The following is a 13208-nucleotide window of genomic DNA, read 5'->3' on the forward strand; positions in this document are numbered from 1 at the left end:
CCGGTGAGCCGTTACGAGCCCGCCCCGGTGCCGCCGCCGCCCGGCATGCCGGCAGCGGTGGTCATGACCTCGTCGATCAGGCCGTACGCCTTCGCCTCGTCGGCGTCGAACCAGCGGTCACGGTCGGAGTCGCGGGTGACCTGCTCGACCGTCTGCCCGGTGTGGAAGGCGGTCAGCTCGGCCATCTTCTTCTTGGTGTGCAGCAGCCGCTCGGCGTGGATCTTGATGTCGGACGCGGAGCCCGCGAGGCCGGCCGAGGGCTGGTGGATCAGGATCTCGGCGTTGGGCAGGGCGAAGCGCTTGCCCGGCGTGCCCGCGCTGAGCAGGAACTGACCCATGGAGGCCGCCATGCCCATGGCGATCGTCACGATGTCGTTCTTGATGTACTGCATGGTGTCGTAGATCGCCATGCCCGCCGTGATGGAACCACCAGGGCTGTTGATGTAGAGGTAAATGTCCTTGTCCGGGTCGGCGGCAAGGAGCAGCAGCTGTGCGGTGATCCGGTTGGCGATGTCGTCGTCCACCGGCTGGCCGAGGAAGATGATCCGCTCGTTGAGCAGCCGGCTGTAGACCTGGTCACCGAGGCCACCACCGATGGAAGGCTCGCCGGCGGCGGAGGGCATCAGATTCGTCACGTATCCACCTGCTCGTCTTGCGACGGCGCGGGGCCGTCTCACGTGTTCTACCGGGGCGTGGGGCCCCGTGTGGCCCCTGGTGCCGGGGCGGCTTCGGGTACTCCCCTGCCCTCGTATTCATGGACCCTAACGCGCAGGCAGTCGGGTGCCATCCCGCTTCCGCGGGTGTTCGCTGTCAGCGCATGGGCCCCGGGCGGCGGCGGGTCCGGTGACCGGCCGGATGCGGGCACCGGGCCGAGCCCGGACCCCGGGTCCATTGTCGCCGCAGGCGCTCCGGGGGGCGCGTCGGTGGTGGATCAGCGGTGGTCCGCCGGAAGGTACGTACGAACGGCGACGGGCCCCGGGGCGCAGTGCGTCCCGGGGCCCGTCGTACGGCTCAGATGCCGAGCGGAGGGTTACGCCTCCGGCTTCTCCTCGGCGGCGGCCTCGGTGGTCTCGGTCTCGGCCTCGTCCTCGTCGTCGCTCATGTCGACGATCTCACCGTTGGTGTCCTTGACCGTGGCGGCCTCGACCACGACGGCCAGCGCCTTGCCACGGGCGACCTCGCCGACCAGCATCGGGACCTGGCCGCCCTCGACGACCGCCTGGGCGAACTGGTCGGGGGACATGCCAGAGGAGGCGGCGCGCCGCATGAGGTGCTCGGTGAGCTCCTCCTGGCTGACGTTCAGCTTCTCCTTGTTGACCAGCTCGTCGAGCACGAACTGGGTCTTGATGCCCTTGATCGCGGCGTCGCGCGTCTCGGCGTCGAACTCCTCGGCGGTCTTGCCCTGGATCTCCAGGTACTTGTCGAGGGTCAGGCCCATCTGGCCGAGCTGGTGGTGCTCGAGGTTGTGCTTACGGGTGTTGACCTCGTCCTCGAGAAGCTTCTCGGGGACGGGGACCTCGACGAGCTCCAGCAGCTTCTCCAGGACACGCTCCTGCGCCTGCGTCGCCTGGTCGTACTGCTTCATGTCGGTGAGGCGCTTGCGGCTGTCCGCCTTCAGCTCCTCCAGCGTGTCGAACTCGGAGGCGAGCTGCGCGAACTCGTCGTCCAGCTCGGGCAGTTCACGGGCGGCGACCTGCGTGACCTTGACGGTCACCTCGGCCTCCTTGCCCGCGGCCGAGCCGCCCTTCAGCTCGGAGGTGAAGGTGGCCTCCTCGTCGGCGGACAGGCCCTTCACGGCGTCGTCGATGCCGTCCAGCAGCTCGCCGGAGCCGATGGTGTAGGAGACGCCGCCGGCGACGCCGTCCTCCAGGACCTCGCCGTCGACCTTGGCCTCCAGGTCCACGGTGACCACGTCGCCGTCCTCGGCGGCGCGCTCGACCGGGGTCGACGAGGCGAAGCGCTCACGGAGCTGCTCGACCGACTTCTCGATGTCCTCGTCGGTCACCTCGATGGTGTCGACCTCGACCTCGATGCCGGAGTAGTCCGGGATCTCGAGGGCCGGGCGGACGTCGACCTCGGCGGTGAAGGACAGCACCTCGTTGTCCTTCAGCTCCTTGATGTCGACCTCGGGCTGGCCGAGCGGGTTCAGCTCGGCCTCGTTGACCGCCTCGGTGTAGAACTTCGGCAGCGCGTCATTGACGGCCTCTTCCAGCACGGCACCACGGCCGAAGCGCTGGTCGATGACGCGGGCCGGGATCTTGCCCTTACGGAAGCCCTTGACCGTGACCTGCTGGTTGATCTTCTTGTACGCCGCGTCGAGGCTGTCCTTGAGCTCCTCGAAGGGCACCTCAACAGTGAGCCGAACCCGGGTCGGGTTCAGGGTCTCCACGGCGCTCTTCACGGTTCGGTCTCCTTGTGGCTGACTTCTTGGGGGTTCTGCCGAGCTGATCCACCCGGGAGGGTGGGACTACGGCGGATCAGCGGGCCCCTGCCTGAGAGACGTAACAATGCAGACACACGGGCGCGCAGCTTGCATAGTAACCGCAGGCGGTACTCGCCCCAAAAGGTGATCTTGAGAACCGGTGCCGGACCGAAGTGATGATGGTCGGGGTGGCGGGATTTGAACCCACGGCCTTCCGCTCCCAAAGCGGACGCGCTACCAAGCTGCGCCACACCCCGTCTGGTGCGACACGTAGGGTACATGGCCGCGCAGCCCGCGTCGGTCGCTTTCCTCCCCCGACCACCACGCGGATCAACACGTTGGCCTACGGGGCGGGCGACCCGCTACGATGCCTCCAGTGCCGCGGTCGATGACCTGCGGCGCGTCCTGTCGCGGGCGTAGCTCAATGGTAGAGCCCTAGTCTTCCAAACTAGCTACGCGGGTTCGATTCCCGTCGCCCGCTCCATCCGCCGAAGGCCCGGTGAGAGATCAACTCTCTCACCGGGCCTTCGACATGCGGTGCGTGACCGCCGCGGTGCGCACCACGTGACACCACGTGACCTGTCGGGCGCCGTACGTCGCGACCGGTCAGAATCTGATCGAGTTGATCGTCTCCGCTATCGAGTTCAGGAAGCGGTTGATGGACGGCGCCATGCCGGTCGAGGCGAGGAAGAAGCCGAAGAGGATCGCCACGATCAGCGGTCCGGGCTTCATGGAGCCGCCTCGGATCATCACCACCAGGATGATTGCCAACAGCAGCACCACTGACAGTGAAATGGCCACAACGATCACACCCTCGGTCGGTCCGCTCTCCCGGCCGGGCACGCCGTCCCCACGCACCCCCGCCAGAACCATCGTGCCACCAACAGGCCCCAGGTATGCGGCTCGTGGGACATCGGCTGCCGCCCGTGCCGCACGGGCCCCCGGACCCGTCGGCGGACGACGGCGAACACACCTTCCCCTCCCGGCATTTCGCCCATGTCCCGCACCCGGCGGAACAGCGGACGTCACAACGAGCGTTTCCATTTCCACACATCGGGTTCACAGGGAATTCAAATGTGCGTCCTGGACGGCCACTTCGATGTGTTCAAAAACACGCTTCCGCAATGCCGTACTTCGCGAATCCGGGGTATGCGCAGGTGATTAGCGGTATACGCACAGGGCGTTTTACGGGGCCCCACAGACCGCGTTAAGGTTTCTCAGATGTTTCCCGCCGCCTCGTCCTCCTCAAGAGCAACGGGCCCGTCGTCGGCGCCCCCGGCGCAGCCAGCAGCCGACGCAGAGCCGAGTCCGCGCGATCCACAGTCCGCCGCACCACCCGGCAATCAGTCCGCAGTACCGCCCGGCAAACAGCGTGACGCGTTCTTCGACAACGCCAAGTACCTGGCGATCGTCCTGGTGGCCATGGGCCACGCCTGGGAGCCGTTGAAGGGCGACAGCCGTACGCTCCAAGCCGCGTACATGTTCGTCTACGCCTTCCACATGCCGGCCTTCATCGTCATCTCCGGCTATTTCTCGCGCAGTTTCGACATGAGCCCCACGAAGCTGAAGCGCCTCGTGACCGGCGTGCTCGTGCCCTACGTCGTGTTCGAGACCGCGTACGCCCTCTTCGAGCGCGCGGTCGGCGACGACCCCGATATGCCGATCAGCCTGCTCGACCCCTGGTATCTGACGTGGTTCCTGGTCGCGCTGTTCATCTGGCGGCTGACCACCCCACTGTGGAAGCTGGTCCGCCACCCCGTCCCGGTGTCCATCGCGATCGCCCTGCTGGCGTCCGTGTCGCCCGACATCGGCGACGACCTGGACCTCCAGCGGGTGCTCCAGTTCATGCCGTTCTTCGTCATCGGTCTGTCGATGAAGCCGGAGCACTTCCAGGCGGTGCGCCGCCGCGGCGCCCGGCTCCTGTCGCTGCCCGTGATCGCTGCCGCGCTGGCCGTGGCGTGGTGGGCGGTGCCGCGGATGAATCCGGCCTGGTTCTACCACCGGGACGCCGCGCAGGAGTTGGCGGCGCCCTGGTGGTGCGGCCCGGTGATGGTCCTCGGCCTGCTGGCCGCCTCGCTGACGCTCACGGCCTGCTTCTTCGCCTGGGTGCCGGGCCGGACGACGTGGTTCACCACGTTGGGCGCGGGCACGCTGTACGGCTATCTGCTGCACGGCTTCTTCACCAAGGCCGCGGACTTCCGGGGCTGGCTGGAGGCGGACTGGCTGCACGGGCCGCTCGGCGCGGTGTGCGTGACGCTCCTCGCGGCCTCCTTGGTGACGGTCCTGTGCACGGCTCCGGTGCGGCGGGTCTTCCGCTTCGCGATGGAGCCCACGATGGACTGGGCGTTCAAGAAGGACGCCGCTGAGATCGCTCGTCGGCGCGTGAAGTCCTGAGCGACGCGTACGAACTGCCGGAGGGGTCGCGGGGAACCGCGGCCTCTCTCGCGTACGCACGCGTCTCGCGTACGCACGCGCTGCCGGGGCTCAGCGCACGGCCTGGGCCGTCGGGCCCTCCCGGCAGATCAGCAGCAGCGCCCGGTCGTCGTTCACGTCCTTGGCCACCGCCTCGATGAGATGCCAGGCCGCGCCGTGGAAGCCGCCGGTCACATAGCGGTCGGCCTCGCCCGTGAGGCGGTCGATGCCCTCGACGATGTCGCGTTCGGAGGTCTCCACCAGGCCGTCCGTGAACAGCATCAGGACGTCTCCGGAGCGCAGCGCGCCCTTCACCGAGTCGAACTGGGCGCCGTCGTAGACACCGAGGAGCGGGCCCTCGGCCGCCTTCTCCTCCCAGCGTCCGGTGCCCGCGCTGAGCTGGAGGCCCGGGGGATGTCCGGCCGAGTACAGCTCGTAGTCACCCGAGTCCAGGTCGAGGACCAGATGGATGGAGGTCGCGAAGCCCTCGTCCCAGTCCTGGCGGAGCAGATAGCCGTTCGCCGCGGGCAGGAACGCGTGTGGGGGAAGGGATCCCAGCAGACCGCCGAACGCCCCGGACAGCAGCAGGGCGCGCGAGCCCGCGTCCATGCCCTTGCCCGAGACATCGGTGAGGACGACCTCCAGTGTGCGGCCCCCGTTCGTACGGGCCGCCACCACGAAGTCGCCCGAGAACGACTGCCCACCGGCCGGTCTGAGCGCCATCTCGTGGTGCCAGCCCCGCGGCAGCCGCGGCAACTTGCTCTGGACCCGAATGCGTTCGCGCAGGTCGAAGAGCATGGTGCCGCCGCGTCGCCAGGGCACGCCGACCCGGCTACGGAACTGCGCGATCAGCAGCCCGAAGAAGCCGCAGGCCGCGACCACGAGCACGATGCCGGGGGTGACCCGCGAGGGCCCCTCGGTGTACGGCCCGAGCCGCACGGACTCGATGATCAGCGCGGTGGCCGCGGCGGCGTACAGGCCGAGCAGGCTGGAGGGCCGCAGCAGCAGGCCGCCCGCGACGATCGGCAGCACCAGCACGGCCGGTGAGCACCACACGGGATCGGCCAACGTTGTCGCCGCGATCACCGGGACCGACAGCAGCAGACCGGTCAGTGCGATCCAGTCCGAGCCGTCCCCGCGGAAGTAGTCCACGGCGGATCTGCGCAGGCCGATACGGACCCGGTGCCACTGCTTCTTCAACCGGGCCGTGAACGTGTCGGCTTCCGCGCGCCTCTCTCGTCCTGCTGCCATCGTTCGGGACCCTATCCATCCGACCGGTCGCTTGGCACGGGAGGTCCCACTTGTCCCCCCTCCGAGCGCTGAACTTCACACCGATCCGGGCCCGACGACCGGGGCGAAATTACGTCGCCCGTCCCTCAACGCCCTGGTAGGCATGGCTTATGGCAACAGATGTGCGACCGCTACGACAAGATGAGTGGAACAGTTGGTACGACAACCTCCTCCGGGCCTTCGGCGGAGTGGACGAAGCACTCGAGAACCGTGAGTTCTGGCATCAACTGTGCGAATACGACCGATTCCTGGGCGCATGGGATGAAGAGGGCCTTATCGGTACGGCGGGTGCGTTCAGCTTCCGTCTCACCGTCCCCGGCGGCGCCTCGGTCCCCGCGGCGGGCGTCACTGGAGTGAGCGTCGCGGCCACCCACCGTCGGCGCGGAGTGCTGACGTCGATGATGCGCCGGCAGCTCGACGACGTCCGTTCCTGGGGGGAGCCGCTCGCGGTGCTGACCGCGTCGGAGCCCGCGATCTACGGCCGGTTCGGGTACGGCACCGGCACGCTCCATGTCAACGTGGCGATCGACAGCCGTCGCGTACGGCTGTCGGTGCCGCCCGGCACGGACGACGTACGGCTGCGGTACGCGGCTCCTGCCGAGGTCTACGACGCCTGCGAGGCGGTGTACGCGCGTCTGGTGCCGCAGCGGCCGGGCATGCTGGCCCGGCAGCCCCGCTGGGAGCGGCTGGAACTGCTCGACCCGGAGTCCGCGCGGGCGGGCGCCTCGCCGTTGCAGTGCGTGGTCGCCGAGCGGGACGGCGAGGTCGTGGGCTACACGCGCTTCCGGGTCAGGCCGGAGTGGAGCCATGCCAGCGCCGACGGCACGGTGGTCGTGCAGCAGGTGGAGGGCCTGGACGCGGCGGCCCGTTCCGCGTTGTGGCGGTTCCTCCTCGGCATCGATCTGACGTCGCGGGTCGTCGCGCTCGGACGGCCGGTGGACGAGGCCTGGCAGTACCAGGTGTCGGACATCCGTCGCTGCGATCTCCGGACGAAGGACTCGCTCCATGTCCGGCTGGTGGACGTGGGCGCGGCGCTCCAGGCGCGTACGTACCAGGCGCCGGTGGACGTGGTGTTCGAGGTCGAGGACGCGTTCTGCCCCTGGAACGAGGGGCGTTGGCGGCTGACGGGCGACGCGAAGGGCGCGTCCTGCGAGCGGACCACGGACGCCGCCGATCTCGCCCTGTCCGTACGGGAGTTGGGGTCGGCCTATCTCGGCGGCATCTCGCTCACGGCGCTGGCGGCGGCGGGACGGGTACGGGAGCTGCGCCAAGGCGCGCTGGCGGAGGCGTCGTTGGCGTTCGGCTCGGCGGTGGCGCCGTGGCTGCCGCACGAGTTCTAGAGGCGCGTACTGGTCTCTAGGCCTGCTGGCAGGTCGGGCACCAGAAGAGGTTGCGGGCGGCGAGGTCGGCGGTGCGGATCTCGCCGCCGCAGATGTGGCAGGGCAGGTGCGCCCTGCGGTACACGTACACCTCGCCGCCGTGGTCGTCCACGCGCGGGGGGCGGCCCATGGCCTCGGGGGTGTGCTCGGGGCGGACGGTGTCGATGCGGTTGTTGCGCACGCCCTCGCGCATGAGGCCGACCAGGTCGGCCCAGATCGCGTCCCACTCGGCCCGGGTGAGGTCCCTGCCGGGGCGGTAGGGGTCGATGCCGTGCCGGAAGAGGACCTCGGCTCGGTAGACGTTGCCGACCCCGGCGATGACCTTCTGGTCCATCAGCAGGGCGGCGACGGTGGTGCGGCTGCGGGAGACCCGGCGGTACACGGCGTCCGGGTCGGCGTCGGCGCGCAGCGGGTCGGGGCCGAGGCGGCCGTGCACGGCGGTCTTCTCGTCCTCGGTGATCAGGGCGCAGGTGGTGGGGCCGCGCAGATCGACGTACGAGAGCGGGTTCGCGAGCCGGAGGCGGACCGTGTCGGTGGGCGGGGGCGCGGGGGAGTCGCCAAAGGTGACCTTGCCGAAGAGGCCGAGGTGGATGTGCACCCACTCGGCGCCCCGGAAGCCGAGGAAGAGGTGCTTGCCGTGGGCGTCGGCGGTGCGCAGCACGGCCCCGTCGAGGAGGGCCGCGGCGTCGGCGAACTTGCCCTGGGGGCTGCGTACGGTGACGGCGCCGCCCGCGAACCGCGCCGCGTAGTCCTCGGCGAGCCGGTGAATGGTGTGCCCCTCCGGCACGGTCGTCCTCCCTCCCGGCGAACGTCAGCGGCCGGGGCTCCGCTCGGAACCCCGGCCGTCCGCCGCCCCCGTGTTCGCTTGTGGTGTCTCAGCCCTGCGGGTGGTGGGCGGGGATCGGCGGCAGCTCGCCCGTGGTCTCGTACGACGCCAGCATGTCGATGCGGCGCTCGTGGCGCTCGTCACCCGAGAACGGGGTGTTCAGGAACGTCTCGACGAACTTCGTCGCCTCGTCCTGCGTGTGCATCCGCGCGCCCACGGCGACGACGTTGGCGTTGTTGTGCTGGCGGCCGAGTGCCGCGGTCTCCTCGCTCCAGGCGAGGGCCGCACGGACGCCCTTGACCTTGTTCGCGGCGATCTGCTCGCCGTTGCCGGAGCCGCCGATCACGATGCCGAGGGCGTCGGTGTCCGCGGCCGTGCGCTCCGCGGCGCGCAGGCAGAACGGCGGGTAGTCGTCCTGGGCGTCGTAGATGTGGGGCCCGCAGTCGACGGGCTCGTGGCCGGCTGCCTTGAGCCACTCGACGAGGTGGTTCTTCAGTTCGAAGCCGGCATGGTCTGAGCCGAGGTACACGCGCATGAACCGAGTGTGACACGGCTGTCGGGGGGCGGCCTCGCCGGGTGTCTTTCATCCCACATGTGAGCCGCGCTACAGATCCTTGGGCGAATCTGAAGTAACAATCGGGATTCAAAGGTTCCCGAATTCATTAGCCTCGGATTCACTGGACCGACCCTGTTCCACTGAGCCACCGATCGGATCCACCGATCGCACGAGCCTCCCCCACTCCGCTCGTTGAGGGCCCGTATTCCGCTCGTCAGGGCAGAAGTGCCTGGACGCACGGCTGTCCTCACCCCCCACTCGGCGCGAAGGAAATTCCCCTATGACCTCACTGCCGCCGCCTGCGAAGGCCGGAACCGACCCTGGCCGCCCCGGAGAATCCGGTGGCGGCCTTCAGGCCGGACTGAAGAACCGTCATCTGTCGATGATCGCCATCGGCGGTGTCATCGGCGCCGGTCTGTTCGTCGGTTCCAGTACCGGTATCGCCACCACGGGTCCCGGCATCCTGCTCTCCTACGCCTTGGTCGGCACGCTCGTGGTGCTGGTGATGCGCATGCTGGGCGAGATGTCCGTGGCGAACCCCACCTCGGGTTCCTTCTCGGCGCACGCGGACCGCGCGCTCGGCCGCTGGGCCGGGTTCTCGATCGGCTGGCTGTACTGGTTCTTCTGGGTGGTCGTGCTCGCCGTGGAGGCCACCGCGGGCGCCAAGATCCTGGAGGGCTGGATCCCGGCCGTACCGCAGTGGGGCTGGGCGCTCATCGTCATGATCGTGCTGACCGCGACCAACCTGGTCTCGGTCGGCTCCTACGGTGAGTTCGAGTTCTGGTTCGCCGGGATCAAGGTCGTGGCGATCGGTGCCTTCATCGTCGTCGGCGGTCTCGCGATCTTCGGCGTGCTGCCGGGCGTGCACAGCGACAAGGCGGGCCTGAGCAACCTCACCGCGCACGGCGGCTTCCTGCCCCATGGGCCCGGCGCCATCCTCACCGGTGTGCTGCTGGTGGTCTTCTGCTTCATGGGCAGTGAGATCCCGACGCTGGCGGCGAGCGAGGCGGAGGACCCGCAGCGGGCCGTGACCAAGGCCACGAACAGCATCATCTGGCGTATCGCCATCTTCTACCTGGGCTCGATCTTCGTGGTCATCTGCCTGATCCCGTGGAACGACCCGTCGATCGAGAAGAAGGGCTCGTACGTCGCGGCCCTGGACTCCCTCGGCATTCCGCACGCCGGCCAGATCATGAACTTCATCGTGCTGGCGTCGGTGCTGTCCTGTCTCAACTCCGGGCTCTACACGGCCTCCCGGATGGCCTTCTCGCTCGGTCAGCGCGGCGACGCGCCGAGGGCCTTCGCGCAGACGACCCGTCGTGGTGTGCCGCGGGCGGCGATCCTCGTCTCCGTCCTCTTCGGGTTCCTCGCCGTCTTCTTCAACTACAAGTTCCCGGACACGGTCTTCCTCTTCCTGGTCAACTCCAGCGGTGCGGTCGCCATCTTCGTCTGGCTGGTGATCTGCTTCTCGCAGCTTCGGATGCGCAAGATCATTCAGCGCGAGGCGCCCGAGAAGCTGACCGTGAAGATGTGGCTGTACCCGTACCTGACGTGGGCCACGACGGCGCTGATGCTCGGCGTTCTCGCCTACATGCTGACGGACACCGAGCACAACGGCCGGACGACCGTGTCGCTGTCGCTGCTCGTCGCCGCCGTGGTGGTGGCGGTCGCGCTGGTGAAGCAGAAGCTGGGCCGCGACCGGGCCCCCGAGGCGGTCGCGGGCAAGGACGCGGACGCCGACGAGGCACCGGCGAAGGTCGGCGCCTGACGGGCGCACACGCGACACGCACCATATGGAAGGGCCCCGCGGCGTACGACGCCTGCGGGGCCCTTCCGTATGCGGCCCGATGAGGGCTGATGCGGCCTGGGTGGGGTCTACCGGGTCACTTCCCGGCGAGCTTCCAGGCGGTGGGCAGCAGGCCCATCGCCAGGGCGGCCTTGAGGGCGTCGCCGATCAGGAACGGGACGAAGCCGGCCGCGAGCGCCGCCGGGAGGGACATGCCGGTCACGAGCATCAGGTAGGGGACGCCGACCGCGTAGATGACCGCCTCGCCGAGCAGCATGACACCGGCCATGCGCACCGCCGAACGGTCGGCGCCGCGGCGGGCCAGGGCGCCCACGACGGCCGAGGCGAGCAGCATGCCGAGGACATAGCCGAAGGAGGCACCGCCCGCACCGGAGGCGCCGTCGGCGAACCACGGCACACCGGCGATACCGGCGAGCGCGTACAGGGCGAGCGCCAGGAAGCCGCGGCGGGCGCCGAGCGCGGTGCCCACGAGCAGCGCGGCGAAGGTCTGTCCGGTCACCGGCACCGGGGTGCCGGGGATCGGCACCGCGATCTGCGCGGCGAGCCCGGTCAGCGCGGCGCCGCCGAGGACGAGGGTGGCGTCGAGGACGCGGGAGGTCGGCAGCAGGTCGGCGAGGACCTCGCCGGGGCGGGCAGTGGCGGTGGCAGTGCTCATGAGGACTCACTCCGGCGGTGGGGACGGTACGGAACACGGTGACGCTATCCCAGGCGGCCAGGGGTGATCATCGGTCGCGGTCGACAAAGGGGGGAACGACGGTTTGGTGGGCTCTGTACAAAGGGCGGCGACTACACCTCGGGCGAGGTGATGCTAGTCACTGGGGATGCAGCGCTCTTCAGCCGTCACCGCGAGGGACCGAGACTGTAGGGTTTAGCCAATCGTGCTTTCCCCGTCCCAGGCGCCACCGCCGCCGCCAGGCACCGCGTGAGCGCGCTCTCACCTTCCGTACCGCACCTGTCCGCATGGTGGGCAGCCTCTCGCCCGCCATGGACAGAACAGCCGAGACTGTGCGGGTCCTTCTCCCGCACGGAACGGGGTCGCAGCCAGATGCCCAGCAGCACCACCGTCGAGACACCGCCCTCGGCGGATGCCTCCGCCCTCTCACATGGCCTGAAACAGCGCCATCTGTCGATGATCGCCCTCGGTGGTGTGATCGGCGCCGGTCTGTTCGTCGGCTCCGGTGCGGGGATCGCCGCCGCCGGCCCGTCCATCGTGATCGCGTACACCGTCTCCGGTCTGCTCGTCATGCTGGTGATGCGGATGCTCGGCGAGATGTCGGCCGCCTATCCGTCGTCGGGTTCCTTCTCGGCGCACGCCGAGCGGGCGTTCGGGCCGTGGGCGGGCTTCACCGCGGGCTGGGCGTTCTGGGTCGTGCTCTGCACGGCCGTGGGCCTCGAGGGCATCGGCGCCGCGAAGATCGTCACCGGCTGGCTGCCGGGCACGCCCGAGTGGGCGTGGGTGGCGCTGTTCATGGTGGTCTTCTGCGCCTCGAACCTCGCGGCGGTGAAGAACTTCGGCGAGTTCGAGTTCTGGTTCGCGGCGCTGAAGGTCGGCGCGATCACGCTCTTCCTGGTGCTCGGTGTGGCGGCGATCGTCGGTGTCCTGCCCGGCACGGACTCCCCCGGCGCCTCGAACCTCAGTGACTTCCTGCCCCATGGCAGCCAGGGCCTGGTGATCGGTCTGCTCGCGTCGCTGTTCGCGTACGGCGGTCTGGAGACGGTCACCATCGCGGCGGCCGAGTCCGAGAACCCGGTCAAGGGCGTGGCGAGCGCGGTCCGTACGGCGATGTGGCGCATCGCGCTCTTCTACATCGGCTCGATGGCGGTCATCGTCACGCTGGTGCCCTGGGACAACCCCGAGGTCGTCGCGAAGGGCCCGTACGTGGCCACCCTCGACCACCTGGGCATCCCGGGCGCGGGGCAGTTGATGAACGTGGTGGTGCTGGTCGCGCTGCTGTCCGCGATGAACGCCAACATCTACGGCTCCTCCCGGATCGCGTACTCGCTGGTGGAGCGTGGCCAGGGCCCCAAGGCGCTGGGCAAGGTCTCCGCGGGCGTCCCGCGCGCGGCCGTTCTCGCCTCGTCCGTCTTCGGGTTCGTCTGCGTCGTCCTCAGCTACTGGCGTCCGCACGACGTCTTCCTGTGGCTGCTGAACATGATCGGCGCGGTGATCCTCGTCGTCTGGTTCTTCATCGGGGTCTCGCAGTTGCAGCTTCGCCGCCGCATCGAGCGCGAGGCGCCCGAGAAGCTGGTGGTGCGCATGTGGGCGTTCCCGGTGCTGACCTGGGTGGCGCTGGCGTGCATGGTGGCGATCACCGTCCTGATGTGGCGCCAGCCGGACACCCGCGTCCAGCTCTACTCGACCGGCGGCATGACCGTGTTCCTGGCGGCGATCGGCTACGCGTGGCAACGGAAGCGCAGCCGCGCCTGACCTGACGCGGTACGACGCTTGATCCGACCTCAGCTGCCGAAAGGGCCCTCACGTGGCATACGTGAGGGCCCTTTCGGTACACGACGCG

General features: G+C 69.1%; 11 protein-coding genes and 2 tRNA genes. 5 read left to right on the forward strand and 8 right to left on the reverse strand.

Features of this window, described 5'->3' with window-relative positions; translation table 11 throughout:
- Nucleotides 1–11 precede the first annotated feature (11 nt).
- The 3 genes from ACZ60T_RS22335 to ACZ60T_RS22345 all read right to left on the reverse strand — a co-directional run bounded on the left by ACZ60T_RS22335 (nucleotide 12) and on the right by ACZ60T_RS22345 (nucleotide 2679).
- Nucleotides 12–623: an ATP-dependent Clp protease proteolytic subunit gene (locus ACZ60T_RS22335; RefSeq protein ID WP_365620986.1), complete on the reverse strand. Its 612-nt coding sequence runs from the start codon at nucleotides 621–623 to the stop codon at nucleotides 12–14.
- Between the two features lie 407 nt (nucleotides 624–1030).
- On the reverse strand, nucleotides 1031–2401 hold the full coding sequence (gene tig, locus ACZ60T_RS22340) for a trigger factor (protein WP_469667442.1): 1371 nt from the start codon (nucleotides 2399–2401) through the stop codon (nucleotides 1031–1033).
- Nucleotides 2402–2602: 201 nt separating this feature from the next.
- Nucleotides 2603–2679: transfer RNA gene (locus ACZ60T_RS22345), tRNA-Pro, on the reverse strand.
- A gap of 153 nt (nucleotides 2680–2832) precedes the next feature.
- Between ACZ60T_RS22345 and ACZ60T_RS22350 the strand changes: the two genes are divergently transcribed.
- Nucleotides 2833–2906: transfer RNA gene (locus ACZ60T_RS22350), tRNA-Gly, on the forward strand.
- Nucleotides 2907–3028: 122 nt separating this feature from the next.
- Here ACZ60T_RS22350 and ACZ60T_RS22355 read toward each other — a convergent pair.
- Nucleotides 3029–3223 (reverse strand): hypothetical protein, encoded by a 195-nt coding sequence (locus ACZ60T_RS22355; protein WP_252421737.1) that lies wholly within the window; start codon nucleotides 3221–3223, stop codon nucleotides 3029–3031.
- A 420-nt stretch (nucleotides 3224–3643) separates the two neighbouring features.
- Here ACZ60T_RS22355 and ACZ60T_RS22360 point away from each other — a divergent pair, with 420 nt between their 5' ends.
- Nucleotides 3644–4816, forward strand: a complete 1173-nt coding sequence (locus tag ACZ60T_RS22360) for an acyltransferase family protein (protein WP_469667443.1) — start codon at nucleotides 3644–3646, stop codon at nucleotides 4814–4816.
- A gap of 90 nt (nucleotides 4817–4906) precedes the next feature.
- On the opposite strand, the gene ACZ60T_RS22365 is transcribed toward ACZ60T_RS22360, so the two are convergent.
- Nucleotides 4907–6085 carry a SpoIIE family protein phosphatase gene (locus ACZ60T_RS22365; protein WP_469667444.1) on the reverse strand — a complete coding sequence of 393 codons (1179 nt, stop codon included), beginning with the start codon at nucleotides 6083–6085 and terminating at the stop codon, nucleotides 4907–4909.
- 149 nt (nucleotides 6086–6234) lie between these two features.
- Here ACZ60T_RS22365 and ACZ60T_RS22370 point away from each other — a divergent pair, with 149 nt between their 5' ends.
- Entirely contained in the window at nucleotides 6235–7464 is a 1230-nt protein-coding gene (locus ACZ60T_RS22370; protein WP_469667445.1) for a GNAT family N-acetyltransferase, read from the forward strand.
- Between the two features lie 16 nt (nucleotides 7465–7480).
- Here ACZ60T_RS22370 and ACZ60T_RS22375 read toward each other — a convergent pair whose 3' ends face one another.
- Both ACZ60T_RS22375 and ACZ60T_RS22380 read right to left on the reverse strand, forming a co-directional pair.
- On the reverse strand, nucleotides 7481–8290 hold the full coding sequence (locus tag ACZ60T_RS22375; protein ID WP_469667446.1) for an Fpg/Nei family DNA glycosylase: 810 nt from the start codon (nucleotides 8288–8290) through the stop codon (nucleotides 7481–7483).
- 88 nt (nucleotides 8291–8378) lie between these two features.
- Complete coding sequence (locus ACZ60T_RS22380) at nucleotides 8379–8864, reverse strand: ribose-5-phosphate isomerase (protein WP_365619161.1); 486 nt, start codon at nucleotides 8862–8864, stop codon at nucleotides 8379–8381.
- Between the two features lie 301 nt (nucleotides 8865–9165).
- Between ACZ60T_RS22380 and ACZ60T_RS22385 the strand changes: the two genes are divergently transcribed.
- The gene (locus ACZ60T_RS22385) at nucleotides 9166–10653 is read left to right on the forward strand and encodes an amino acid permease (protein ID WP_365619158.1); all 1488 of its coding nucleotides are present in this window, start codon (nucleotides 9166–9168) and stop codon (nucleotides 10651–10653) included.
- A 115-nt stretch (nucleotides 10654–10768) separates the two neighbouring features.
- Here ACZ60T_RS22385 and ACZ60T_RS22390 read toward each other — a convergent pair whose 3' ends face one another.
- Nucleotides 10769–11347 (reverse strand): biotin transporter BioY, encoded by a 579-nt coding sequence (locus tag ACZ60T_RS22390; RefSeq protein ID WP_469667447.1) that lies wholly within the window; start codon nucleotides 11345–11347, stop codon nucleotides 10769–10771.
- A gap of 390 nt (nucleotides 11348–11737) precedes the next feature.
- On the opposite strand from ACZ60T_RS22390, the gene ACZ60T_RS22395 reads away from it, so the two are divergent.
- Complete coding sequence (locus ACZ60T_RS22395; protein ID WP_365619152.1) at nucleotides 11738–13120, forward strand: amino acid permease; 1383 nt, start codon at nucleotides 11738–11740, stop codon at nucleotides 13118–13120.
- Nucleotides 13121–13208: the final 88 nt, after the last annotated feature.

It is taken from the genome of Streptomyces sp. NPDC104371 (genome assembly GCF_055583785.1).

What these genes read in the sequence shown, in the direction of transcription:
- ACZ60T_RS22335 (WP_365620986.1), bottom strand. Translation starts at nt 623, where the DNA reads ATGCCCTCCGCCGCCGGCGAGCCTTCCATCGGTGGTGGCCTCGGTGAC.
- ACZ60T_RS22360 (WP_469667443.1), top strand. Translation starts at nt 3,644, where the DNA reads ATGTTTCCCGCCGCCTCGTCCTCCTCAAGAGCAACGGGCCCGTCGTCG.
- ACZ60T_RS22365 (WP_469667444.1), bottom strand. Translation starts at nt 6,085, where the DNA reads ATGGCAGCAGGACGAGAGAGGCGCGCGGAAGCCGACACGTTCACGGCC.
- ACZ60T_RS22370 (WP_469667445.1), top strand. Translation starts at nt 6,235, where the DNA reads ATGGCAACAGATGTGCGACCGCTACGACAAGATGAGTGGAACAGTTGG.
- ACZ60T_RS22380 (WP_365619161.1), bottom strand. Translation starts at nt 8,864, where the DNA reads ATGCGCGTGTACCTCGGCTCAGACCATGCCGGCTTCGAACTGAAGAAC.
- ACZ60T_RS22385 (WP_365619158.1), top strand. Translation starts at nt 9,166, where the DNA reads ATGACCTCACTGCCGCCGCCTGCGAAGGCCGGAACCGACCCTGGCCGC.
- ACZ60T_RS22390 (WP_469667447.1), bottom strand. Translation starts at nt 11,347, where the DNA reads ATGAGCACTGCCACCGCCACTGCCCGCCCCGGCGAGGTCCTCGCCGAC.
- ACZ60T_RS22395 (WP_365619152.1), top strand. Translation starts at nt 11,738, where the DNA reads ATGCCCAGCAGCACCACCGTCGAGACACCGCCCTCGGCGGATGCCTCC.